The sequence below is a fragment of the Micromonospora sp. DT43 genome, assembly GCF_049841645.1.
GTDB lineage: Bacteria > Actinomycetota > Actinomycetes > Mycobacteriales > Micromonosporaceae > Micromonospora.
Map to the genome: position 1 here is coordinate 478992 of NZ_JBNCKR010000002.1, position 11028 is coordinate 490019.

Sequence of the window (11028 nt, forward strand, 5' to 3'; positions counted from 1 at the left end):
GGGGCAGCCCTGCCGTCCACCCTATGGGCTGTGCCGGCACTTCCGCTCGACAGCTGTCGATGGCCGGCGGGGCCTACCGCAGGCGGTCGCTCACCCCTGGGCGGTGAGCAGGTAGTCGTCCGCCTCCGGGCTCCACCGCAGGTCGACAGCTCCGCTGGTGGCGGCGGCCTTGCAGAACTGAAGGAAGCTGCGGTAGCCGAGCTTCTTCTCGCTGAAGTCGGGGCGGGCCCGGCGCAGCTGGTTCTTCAGACCGGAGAGCGCCACCGGGTTGCCGGCGCTGCCGAGGTCGCCCACCACTCCCCGGAGCAGGCCGAAGGCGACCTCCCGGTCGCCGTGCTCGGGCAGGGACACCTCGGGGTCGCCCTTCGCGGGCCCCTCGGCCAGGTCGATCACGTGTTGCTCGGCGAGGTGGCGCAGCAGCTCGCCGAAGGTACGGAAGCCGTAGTCGGACTCGCTGAACGTCGGGTCCTTGCGCAGCAGGGTGCGCTTGAGGCGGGAGGCGGTCACCTCGCCGCTCGCGCTGCCCTGCAACCCGGCCACCGTCTGGGCCACCTGTACGGCGAGGGCGTCCACGTCCCGGCCGGGCTCCTCACCCACCGTCCGGCCCTCGGCCTCGGCCTCCTGCTCGTGCTCCCGCTGCTGCTCCGGCTCGGGCTGGCGCTGGTCCGGGCTGGTCTGCCGGGCCGGGCGACCGCGGCGGCTGCGGGTGGGCGGGATGTCCACACCCTCCAGCCGGTCGTAGTAGAGGAACTCGTCGCACGCCGGGGGCAGCAGCGCCGACGTGGACCCCTCGACGCCGACACCGATGACCCGCTTGTTCAGCTCGCGGAGTTTGTGGACCAGGGGCGTGAAGTCGCTGTCGCCGCTGCAGATGACGAAGGTGGAGATGTAGTCGCGCTCGAACGCCAGCTCGATCGCGTCCACCGCCATCTTGATGTCGGCCGCGTTCTTGCGGGACGCGCCCATGCGTTGGGGGATCTCGATGAGCTCGACGTGCGACCGGGTGAGCATCCGGCGGTCCTCGTCGAAGTACGACCAGTCGGCGTACGCCCGGCGCACCACGACCCGCCCCCGCTCCGCGAGCGCGTCGGCGATCGGCCGGAAGTCGAAGGCCGCGCCGCCACGGTGATCGCGGGCTCCCAACGCCAGGTTCTCGTAGTCGAGGAAAAGGGCGATCCGGTCTTCTTGATCCACGCGGCCCAGGGTACGCCGGGCGTGGCCCGTCGGGGCGCAGGCGACGCGCGACACCTCAACTCACCGATCGTCCATTTCTTGCGATCTTACAGTCGTCTCTTTTCGGTATTCGATTGTTGTCTTGCAACGCACTGTTCGGTGCTGCATCATGCAGATCAATGTCGGGCGCCGGGGGGCGCCGGGCGGACCTCCACCACCATCCACCCAGGAGGGTCACCGATGTTTCGCAGCATCCTGCCGCCACGGGGACGCCCCGGCCGGCCGGCCACCGCGGCGGTCGCGCTCGCGACCGGCCTCGCCGTGCTGACCGCCGCGCCCGCCGTCGCCGTCGCCGGTCCGTCCGCGTCCGACACGGCGCCGCCGGTGGTCACCCGCGCCGCCCTCGACCCGGCGCTTGTCGCCGGGCGCGGCGCCGACGTCGACTTCCTCGAACAGGAGGCCGAGAACGCACGGACCACAGGCGAGGTCATCGGCCCCGACCGGTCCGCCTACACGCTGCCCGGCGAGGCGTCCGGCCGTCGGGCCGTCCGGCTCACGCCCGGCGAGTACGTCGAATTCGTCCTGCCCAGCGCGGCCAACGGGATCACCGTGCGGTACAGCATCCCGGACGCGCCCACCGGCGGCGGGATCACCGCGCCCCTGCGGGTGGCCGTCAACGGCAAGCACCTCCGCACCATGACGCTCACCTCGCAGTACTCGTGGCTCTACAACCAGTACCCGTTCACCAACGACCCGCAGGCCGGGCTGCTGCACCCGGACTGGTGGATCACCGAGTGCCAGTGCGTGCCGTCGGCCACCACGCCGTCCCCGAGCATCGACAAGCCGTTCCGACCCACCCACTTCTACGACGAGCAGCGGCTGCTGCTCGGGCGCACCTACCGGGCCGGTGACAGGATCCGGCTCACCGCACCGGCCGGCAGCGCCGCCGCGTGGACCGTCATCGACCTGCTCGACTCCGAACTGGTCGCACCGCCGCACGTGCGGCTGCTCGCGGCGAACGTGCTGGCGTTCGGCGCCGACCCCACCGGCCGGCGGGACTCCGCCGACGCCCTGGACCGGGCCATCGCCTTCGCCCGGCGTACCCACCTGAAGGTCTACGTTCCGCCGGGCATCTACCAGGTCAACCGGCACATCATCGTCGACGACGTGACAATCGAGGGCGCCGGCAACTGGTACACGATCTTCAAGGGCCGCGAGGTCGCCCTGTCGACACCCGCGCCGGACGGCTCGGTGCACACGGGCGTCGGCTTCTACGGCCGCGACGCCGCTGACGGTGGCAGCCACGACGTCCACCTCTCCGGCTTCGCCATCGAGGGCGACGTGCGGGAGCGCATCGACACCGACCAGGTCAACGCGATCGGCGGGGCGATGACCGACTCCACCATCGACGGGCTGCACCTGCGGCACACCAAGGCGGGCCTCTGGTTCGACGGGCCGATGCGCAACGTCCGGGTCACCAACACCATCGTCGTCGACCAGATCGCCGACGCGCTCAACTTCCACACCGGCGTGACCGACTCCCTCGTCGCGCACACCTTCGTCCGCAACACCGGTGACGACGGCCTGGCCATGTGGTCGGAGAAGACGGCGAACGCGCGCAACACGTTCGACCACAACACCGTGCAGTCACCGACCCTGGCGAACGGCATCGCCATCTACGGCGGCACCGACACCACCGTCTCGCACAACCTCGTCGCCGACCCGGTCCGCGAGGGCAGCGGCCTGCACGCCGGCGCCCGCTTCGGCGCGGAGCCCTTCGCCGGGTACCTGCGGTTCACCGGCAACACCACCGCCCGCGCCGGCACGTACGACCTGAACTGGAACATCGGGCTCGGCGCCATCTGGATGTTCGCGCTGGACCGCAGCATCGACGCGAGCGTCGAGGTGACCGGCGACGCGTACCTGGACAGCACCTACAACGCGATCATGCTGGTCAGCGACTGGCCGGTGAAGGACCTCTACTCGATCACCAACGTGCGCTTTCGCGACGTCCGGGTCGACGGCACCGGCACCTCGGTGCTCAGCGCCCGCGCCGCCGGGTCGGCCTCGTTCGCCAACGTGGACGCCCGCAACGTGGGAGCGGTGGGCGTCAACAACTGCGGATCGTTCCACTTCACCCCGGCCGGGTCGGAGTTCACACTTACCGACCTGGGCGGCAACGACGGCGGCTGGCTCGCCCCGTGGCTGCTGCCCAACACCCTCACCTGCGACGACCGACCGCCGGTGGCACCGCCACCGCCTCCGGCCCAGTGGTGAACGCGGTGGGCGGCCCGACCGATCGGGCCGCCCACCGTCGTCAGAGCCTCCGGACGTACGCCAGCGGCAGGGGCGTCGGCTGCCCGTCCCAGGCGCCGCTCAGGGTGGCGCCGCGAGCCCCGACCTCAGCGGCGACCGGCCGGCGGACCACGACCAGCTCCACCGCGTCGGTGACGATGACCGTGTCGACCTCGTCGACGACCTGCCGGACGGCGTCGACCGCCGGCACGGCCCCGCCGTCACCGCTGACCTCGATCGTCACCGTCGGCGGTCGCACCTCGCGTCGGCCGTCGACCTCGAAGTACTGCTCCGCCTGACCGGGGCCGGCCAGGACGGCGTGGGTCAGCGCCGCCGCGTACACCGGGTCGGCGCAGGCGTCGTACACCCAGCGGCGGCCGAGCGCCGAGTGTTCGGTCGTGCCGACCAGCCACTCGTCGGCGTCGGCGAGTGGCGCGGCGCGGTAGGTGAGCGGAACCTGGTGGACCGGCCCGTCGGCGGCGGTGACCAGGATGGTCTCGATGCCGACCTCGCCGGCCGGGTCGTCGAAGCGGTACGCGCCCCGACTCACCACCTCGACGCCGGCCGGCCCCTGCCACCACTGTCGGTCGGGCAGCCAGGTCGTCAGCAGTTCGAGCTTCGTGGGGCGCAGCGTCGCCCGGTGCAGCAGTGCCATACCGAGGAGCCTAGTCAGAGCCCCGCGCAGGGGTTGCCGCCCACCGTGCAGCCCTCCGGCTCCCGTGCCTTCGGCCGGCTGTCGCGGACGTCGAACCGGATCGTCCGTGACCCGCCGGCCGGCACCGCCAGGCCGCTGAAGGTGACGGACTGCCCGTCCCGTCGCCAGTCCGCTCCCTCGACGTCGTCGACGCTGCTGCCCTCGGCGAGAGTCACCACCACGACCCACTGCTCGGCGGGCGCGGAGCCGGGGTTGTCCACCACCACCTCTCCCGTGTAGCCGAACAGTCGACTGGAGTCGGTGTCGTAACGCGCCACAAGCGCCGGTGGTGGTGGCGGCACCGCCGCCGTGGGCGTACTCGACGGCTTCGCCGACGGGGTGCGGCTCGGACGGGCGGTGGTCGGCGTGACGCTGCGCGACGGCCGCGCCGACGGTGTCACCTTCGGCTGCGCGGTCGGCGCGGCGCCCGCCATGCTCGGCACCGGAGTCGCCGGGGACGGGGACGGGCGCGGCGCGGCGGCGGGCTCCGACTCGCCGGGCAGCGTCAGCCACGCCACCAGCCCTGCCACGAGCACGGCCCCGGCCAGCCCGGCGACCGTCGCACGGCGGCGACGCCGGGCCCGCGCAGGGCCGGACGCGCCGATCACCGGCAGCTCGGTCGTCATCCCGGCCTCGCCGCGCCGCAGGTCGACCTGCTGGAACGCGCGCCAGTCGAGAATGGCCGGCAGGCGTACGGTAAGCGCCTGTCGGAGCTGCTGCTCGCGTGGCTCGTGCTGCTCCTCCGACCAGGAGCCGTGCGTCGGCACCTCCCGCACGGTCAACCGGCTGCCCTGCTTGGTGGCGGTGACGGCGCAGGTCAGCTCGGTGAGCCGGCCGGCCTCGTCGCAGCGCAGCGACAGCAGCTCCGGTACCCGCCGCTCGGTCACCTCGACCTCGACGTCGGCATCGAAGCCGGGCAGGCCGGCCGTGTGCAGCAGCAGCCGGTCCGGCACTCCCTCCACCATGTCCGCCTCGGCGAACCAGCGGCCGAGCAGCTCCCGATCCGTCAGCGCGAGCCAGACCCGGTCGGGCGGATGGGACAGGTCGACGTGCGCGCCGATCTCGATCACGGCGAGACTCTAACGGGTACCGTGTCCGGCGCGTTCCGCCCGCCCGGACCGACGACCGGTGGCCTGGTCAGCCCCAGCGGGTCGCCCGCTGCGCCGCCGCCGCCAGCGCGACCCGGGCGTCGGCGCTGACCTCGACGACCAGCTCGGCCGCCGGCAGCTCCCGGGCGAGGCTGTGCGCCTGCCCGGCCCACAGGTTGGCCACCGAGGCGTCGCCGTCCCGACGGGCGGCGGCGAGCAGCGGGCGGGTCAGGTGCAGCACCTGCGGGTAGCCGGCCGGCGCCGCCGCGTCATGGGCACGCAGGAAGTCGTTGACCACGCCACGGGCCCGCTTGCCGGTGAACGCCCGGGTCAACGCCGTCGGCGCGGCGCTGGCCACCGCCGCCCGGTGCAGGGGTGAGCTGCCCGCCTCCGGGCAGCGCAGGAACATGGTGCCGAGTTGGGCGGCCTGCGCCCCGGCAGCCAGCGCCGCCGCCAGGGCGGGGCCGTCGGCGATGCCACCGGCGGCCACCAAGGGCCTGTCACACCGCGCGGCGGCCAACCGGAGCAGCGGCAACAGCGCGTAGTCGTCGTCGTCCGGGACCCCGCCCCGGTGTCCACCGGCCTCGGTGCCCTGCACCACGACGGCGTCCACACCCAGGTCGGCGGCGGCCGTGGCGCCGGCCGGACCGGTGACCGTGGCCCACACCTCGGTGCCGCGCTCGCGCAGGGCGGCCACCGCGGCCCGGTCGGGCAGCCCGAACGCGAAGGACACCACCGGGACCGGGTCCGCGAGAAGCGCGGCCAGCTTCTCCGGGTACGCGTCGTCGCCGCCCACCGGCTCGCCCAACCGCACGCCGAGGCGGTCGGCCTGCGGGGTGAGCCGCCGCGCGTACGCCCCGATGGCCGCCTCGTCGACGGTCCCGTCCCCGGGCAGGAAGACGTTGACCCCGAACGGCCGGTCGGTACGCGCGCGCACCTCGGTGATGTCGGCGACCAGCCGCGCGGTGTCGATCATGCCGGCAGCCAGGAACCCGAGCCCGCCGACCACGGAGACGGCCGACACGAGGGCAGGGGTGGACGGGCCGCCCGCCATCGGGGCGGCGATGATCGGATGGCGCAGTTCGGACAGCACGGACATCCACCCATCCTGCCGCACCGTGCCGATCCCCCGGCCCGTCGTCCGGTCAGCGTCGGTCGGTGTGCCGCCGCCACAGCACGCCGGCCACAGCGACGAGAGCCAGCAGCGTCCCGGCGCCGGCGGCCAGCGGCCAGGCCCGACCGCCACCGATGCCGGCCGTCTGTGCCGCCGGGCGGGCCGCCGTTGGTGACGGCGGGGCCGCCGTGGTGGGCTCCGCCGGGTGCGGGGCGGCGGCAGTCGTCGCCGGCGCGGCGGGATACCGCAGGATCGTCGGGCGGCTGCCGGCCGGTTGGTCGGCGGACTCGGAGACGGTGAGCAGGGAGCGTCCGTCGCGGCTGTAGGTGATCGACTCGCCCTGTGGCTCGTTGGGCAGCGGCGTGACCCGTGGGGTGCCGCCGGTCAACGCGGCGACGACGTCGCCGCCCGTCACGTCGTACTCGAACGCGTCGGCGTAGCTGCGCAGCACCACCCGGTGGCCGTCCGGGTCGTTCGCCGCGCCGGTGACGACGCCCCGCCCGAGGAACGAGAACGGGTTGCTGGTGGTGGTGGACGGGAGGACCACCTTGCCGACCGAGGCCAGCGGTGTCGTGGCCCCCTGCTTCAGCGCGGTGGCCGGAGCGTAGAGGACGACGGTGCCGCTGCCGCCCTTCGTGACGATCAACGGTTGGCCGGCCGCGTCGAGCAGCAGCGCCTCGGCGTCGTGCGGATTGTCCGGGTACGTCATCCGGTACAGCACCGGCCGGTCCGCCCCCGGGGCGAGCCGCCACAGCGCGACCGTCTCGCGGTTGCGGTCGTTGTCGCCGGTGTCGGCCACCCAGATGGTGCCGTCCCGGCCGAGGGCCAGGTCCTCGGTGTCGCGGGGGCGGGAGGGGTAGCTGACCGTTCGCGCCACCGCGCAGCGCCGGTCCAGGAAGAAGATCCGGAGGCGGGCCTCGTCGTCGGCGCCGTCGTTGACCACGACGTACCCGTCGTCGGTGGCGACCATCCCGGAGATCTCGGTGAGCCGGTCGTCGCGGACCTGACACACGGGCGCCCCCGCCGACGCCGCAGCGCCCGCCGCGTGGACCGGCGACGGCAGCGCGGCCAGCGGCACCGCACCGGCGACGAGAGCGGCGAGCGTCGCCGCCGCGCGGGCGCACCGCTCCCCGGTCACCCAGCCGCGTACCCGCATCGTCCGCCTCCTCGCCGCGACCGTGGCCCGGCCGTCCCGCCCATCCTGGCCGATCGCGACCAGCGGCGGCGACCGTCCACGCGAACCGGCCGTCATCCGCGCCGCCGTCGGATCTGTCGTACCCGTGGTCCATGATCGTGTCGTCGTAGCGGCGCCGGCACCGGCCGGCGCGCGCACCACCCTGGATTCTTGTCGATGTGGGAGGCCGTGACGTGACGAACGCCGACGGAGCCGGTTGGCGGCGGCGCAGCGTGGTGGCGGTGGTGCCGCCCGCCCGCCCGCGCAAGCTGGCCAAGGTGCCCTTCGTCGAGCTGGCCGACGGGCGGTTGCAGGGCGTGGTCTCCAGCGGATCGGACGTGGAGCGGGTCTACGTCTCGTCGGTCACCGCCGGCACCCACGCCTATCAGTGCAGCACCAACAACAACCGGCCCTGCGGCGGCCTGCGCGGCATGCCGTGCAAGCACCTGCACGCGCTCGCCGACGAGGCGGTCCTCCAGTACGGGGTCGACCGGGTGGCCCGCTACCTGCGGGTCGACATCGGCGACGGGCTGGCCGACGGCGGCGAACTGCTGGCCCGACTCGACGGCCAGCCCGAGCCGGCATCGGCGGCGGTGGTGTTCAGTCGCTTCCTGCGCCACCTCTCCTACCTGGAGCAGCCCGTCAGCACCGTCGTGCTCCCCGAGCTGCACTGGTTCCCGGCCACCGGGGCAGGTCGCTGATGCGCGGCGCACAGGTCGCGCGCCTGCGTGCGGTCCCGGCCGGCCTGAGCGACGCTCTCGACGTGGTCGCCGGCTTCGACGATGCCCTCACCGACGGCTTCGGTCGGATCGGCGAGCGCGGTGTCGCGGCGCTCGCCGCGCTCGCCGACGCGCTGGCCGGCACCCCACTGGCTGGCCCGGTGACCGCCGCCGTCGACGCGGTCACCGCCGGATCGATCGCCCCGGAACACCTCGCCGCGCTCGCCGGGGCGCGCTCGGCGCTGCTCGGCGCGGCACACGACGCCCTGCTCGGGCAGCTCGACGAGGCGTTGGGTCGCACCCGGTCGCCGTGGACGACGCCGACCACCGGGCCTGGCGAGGCACCGCCCGCGCTCGCCGGCGCGCGGGCGTGGTGGCACGAGGTGGCGGTCACCGGTTGGCGCGGCGTCGACCACGAGTTGCTCTCCGCCGCCGCCGGGGTGGTCGAGGCCAGCCTGGCCGTTCCGGAGCTGCGCCGGATCGCGGTGCTGCTCGACGGGCTCGCCGCGGAGCTGCGGGCCTGCGTGCCTGTCGCCACCATGGCGGAGGTGCCGGCCCGCCGATGGGCCGACCTGTGGGCCCGTGGCGTCCTGCTCACCGAGGGCACACCACCGACCGGCGAGGCGTCGATGGTCTCCGGGCGGCTGTTGCCGCTCGGTGTGGACGTGCACAGCCACGACACCGCCGTGCAGGTTCAGGTGCACGCCGTCCTGGAGCCGGCGGACGGCGCTCCGGCGCTGCTGGTCCGCACGGCGGTCGCCGCCGCGAAGGTCGACACGATCGTCGGTCCGGCGATCTGGCGCCTACTGTCGGCACACCCGCTGCTGCTCACCGCGCTGGCCGAGCGGCGGGCGCTGACCGTTACCGATCTGCCGCTGCGCGGTGGCGACCTGGGCTGGGTCGACGACCGGGTCCAGCTCGACGAGCCCGCCGACCCGTTCGCCACCGCCCGGGTGTTGTTGCCCGCCGCGAGCGCCGCCGCGACCGACCCGCTCGACCGGCACCCGACGGGCATCGCCGAGCCGGTCCTCGTCGAGGGCGCCGCGATCCGCGACGAGGACGGCACGCTCGCCGTCGAGGTGGACGGCGAACGGGTCGCGCTGGCCGTCGACCGGCTGCCGGCCGCCGGCCCGCTGACCGCCGACCTGGTCGCCGCCGCGTCGGCCTGCCTGGGCCTCCTGCGCTGGGACGACGACCGCTGGCTGCTCCAGCCGTTGGCGGTGCGGGCAGGCGTGAAGCGGCGGACGGTGCAGGCGCACAACGGCGACTGGGCGTGCGGCGTCACCGATCCGAAGGTCGCCAAGGAAGAGGCCCGGGCGGGCGACGCCGTGGCCGTGCTGCGCGAGCGCGCGGGACGGTTGCTGCGCCGATGACCGCGCCGATCCCCACCGGCGGGTACGCCGACGCCAACCGCCGTCAGGTCCTCTACTGGCGACTGCTGTCCCGCCTCTTCGACCGCGACGAGCAGCCCGGCCTGGAGTCGGCGAGCGTGGCGGTGGTCGACGACCTCGGGCTGCCCGCCGCCCTGTTGGACCCGTCGGTTTCGGTGGACACCGTCGTGCAGCGCTTCCCGGCACTCGCGGCGGAGCTGCGCGGCCTGCTCACCTCCGCCGAAGCCCAGCCGAACGACGCCGGGCCGAACGACGCCGCACCGGATGGCATCGGGCCGGAGGGCGACCCGGCGGGCGACGGCTCGGCCTATCGGCCGGGTGCGGCCGAGGTGCGCCGGGCGGCGCTGGTGTCGAAGGTGCTGCTGAACGTGTTCGCGACCGGCTCCGGTCCGGTCAGCGCCACCCAGCTGGCCCGCTGGCAGTCCGACGCCGGGTGGTTCGAGCAGGCCCTCGGCTGCGAGCCCGGTGAGCTGCGCCGCCAGCGTGGCGAGCTGGGCGGCACCCTTGCCGGGCTGGAAGGTGACCTGGTCCGGCGGATGCACCTGCGGGAGGTGCTCGCCGACCCCGCGCTGGCCAGCCAGTTGACGCCGAGCATGTCGCTGATCGAGCAGTTGCTGCGCGACAAGGCCAATCTGTCCGGGGTGGCACTGGCCAACGCGAAGGCACTGATCCGGCGCTTCGTCGACGAGGTCGCCGAGGTGCTCCGGACGCAGGTGCAGCAGACAAGCGTCGGCGCGCTGGACCGGTCGGTGCCGCCCAAGCGGGTGTTCCGCAACCTGGACCTCGACCGGACCATCTGGCAGAACCTGACCAACTGGAGCCCGGACGACGAGCGGCTCTACGTCGACAGGCTCTACTACCGGCACACCGCACGGCGTACGACGCCGTCGAGGCTCATCGTCGTGGTCGACCAGTCCGGCTCGATGGTCGACGCGATGGTCAACTGCACGATCCTCGCCTCGATCTTCGCCGGGCTGCCGAAGGTCGACGTGCACCTCGTCGCGTACGACACTCGGGCACTTGACCTCACCCCGTGGGTGCACGACCCGTTCGAGGTGCTGCTGCGGACCCAGTTGGGCGGCGGCACCGACGGCACGGCGGCGCTGACGCTGGCCCGGCCCAAGATCGCCGAGCCGAAGAACACGGTGCTGGTGTGGATCTCCGACTTCTACGAGGCCAACCACCAGGCGGTCTTCGACGGGCTCCAGGCCGTGCACCGCTCCGGCGTCAAGGTGATCCCGGTCGGCTCGGTCAGCAGCTCCGGGCAGCAGAGCGTCAACCCCTGGTTCCGGCAACGCTTCAAGGACCAGGGCACCCCTGTCATCTCCGGTCACATCCGCAAGCTCGTCGTCGAGCTGAAGAACTTCCTCACCTAGGAGA

9 protein-coding genes are annotated in these 11028 nt (G+C 73.8%); 4 read left to right on the forward strand and 5 right to left on the reverse strand.

The features are described from left to right. Nucleotides 1-90: 90 nt before the first annotated feature. Complete coding sequence (locus ACLQ26_RS06265) at nucleotides 91-1194, reverse strand: NYN domain-containing protein (protein WP_425743514.1); 1104 nt, start codon at nucleotides 1192-1194, stop codon at nucleotides 91-93. A gap of 219 nt (nucleotides 1195-1413) precedes the next feature. On the opposite strand from ACLQ26_RS06265, the gene ACLQ26_RS06270 reads away from it, so the two are divergent. Then, entirely contained in the window at nucleotides 1414-3450 is a 2037-nt protein-coding gene (locus ACLQ26_RS06270; protein WP_425743515.1) for a glycosyl hydrolase family 28-related protein, read from the forward strand. 40 nt (nucleotides 3451-3490) lie between these two features. Here the strand turns inward: ACLQ26_RS06270 and ACLQ26_RS06275 are convergent, their stop codons facing one another. The 4 genes from ACLQ26_RS06275 to ACLQ26_RS06290 all read right to left on the reverse strand — a co-directional run bounded on the left by ACLQ26_RS06275 (nucleotide 3491) and on the right by ACLQ26_RS06290 (nucleotide 7520). Next, the gene (locus tag ACLQ26_RS06275) at nucleotides 3491-4123 is read right to left on the reverse strand and encodes a CG0192-related protein (protein WP_425743516.1); all 633 of its coding nucleotides are present in this window, start codon (nucleotides 4121-4123) and stop codon (nucleotides 3491-3493) included. 14 nt (nucleotides 4124-4137) lie between these two features. Further along, complete coding sequence (locus tag ACLQ26_RS06280) at nucleotides 4138-5232, reverse strand: cellulose binding domain-containing protein (protein WP_425743517.1); 1095 nt, start codon at nucleotides 5230-5232, stop codon at nucleotides 4138-4140. Nucleotides 5233-5299: 67 nt separating this feature from the next. Then, nucleotides 5300-6349, reverse strand: a complete 1050-nt coding sequence (locus tag ACLQ26_RS06285) for a nitronate monooxygenase (protein ID WP_425743518.1) — start codon at nucleotides 6347-6349, stop codon at nucleotides 5300-5302. A 46-nt stretch (nucleotides 6350-6395) separates the two neighbouring features. Then, complete coding sequence (locus tag ACLQ26_RS06290) at nucleotides 6396-7520, reverse strand: hypothetical protein (protein ID WP_425743519.1); 1125 nt, start codon at nucleotides 7518-7520, stop codon at nucleotides 6396-6398. A 251-nt stretch (nucleotides 7521-7771) separates the two neighbouring features. Between ACLQ26_RS06290 and ACLQ26_RS06295 the strand changes: the two genes are divergently transcribed. The 3 genes from ACLQ26_RS06295 to ACLQ26_RS06305 are packed head-to-tail and all read left to right on the forward strand — an operon-like array spanning nucleotide 7772 to nucleotide 11024. Further along, complete coding sequence (locus tag ACLQ26_RS06295; protein ID WP_425743783.1) at nucleotides 7772-8239, forward strand: hypothetical protein; 468 nt, start codon at nucleotides 7772-7774, stop codon at nucleotides 8237-8239. Continuing rightward, nucleotides 8239-9630 (forward strand): hypothetical protein, encoded by a 1392-nt coding sequence (locus tag ACLQ26_RS06300; RefSeq protein ID WP_425743520.1) that lies wholly within the window; start codon nucleotides 8239-8241, stop codon nucleotides 9628-9630. The genes ACLQ26_RS06295 and ACLQ26_RS06300 overlap by 1 nt, the downstream gene beginning before the upstream one ends. Then, nucleotides 9627-11024 (forward strand): VWA domain-containing protein, encoded by a 1398-nt coding sequence (locus ACLQ26_RS06305; RefSeq protein ID WP_425743521.1) that lies wholly within the window; start codon nucleotides 9627-9629, stop codon nucleotides 11022-11024. Before ACLQ26_RS06300 ends, ACLQ26_RS06305 begins: the two co-directional genes overlap by 4 nt. Nucleotides 11025-11028 lie beyond the last annotated feature (4 nt).

Bases quoted from the DNA above. Each gene is read 5' to 3' on its own strand.
- ACLQ26_RS06270 (WP_425743515.1), top strand. From the start codon at position 1,414: ATGTTTCGCAGCATCCTGCCGCCACGGGGACGCCCCGGCCGGCCGGCC.
- ACLQ26_RS06275 (WP_425743516.1), bottom strand. From the start codon at position 4,123: ATGGCACTGCTGCACCGGGCGACGCTGCGCCCCACGAAGCTCGAACTG.
- ACLQ26_RS06285 (WP_425743518.1), bottom strand. From the start codon at position 6,349: ATGTCCGTGCTGTCCGAACTGCGCCATCCGATCATCGCCGCCCCGATG.
- ACLQ26_RS06290 (WP_425743519.1), bottom strand. From the start codon at position 7,520: ATGCGGGTACGCGGCTGGGTGACCGGGGAGCGGTGCGCCCGCGCGGCG.
- ACLQ26_RS06300 (WP_425743520.1), top strand. From the start codon at position 8,239: ATGCGCGGCGCACAGGTCGCGCGCCTGCGTGCGGTCCCGGCCGGCCTG.
- ACLQ26_RS06305 (WP_425743521.1), top strand. From the start codon at position 9,627: ATGACCGCGCCGATCCCCACCGGCGGGTACGCCGACGCCAACCGCCGT.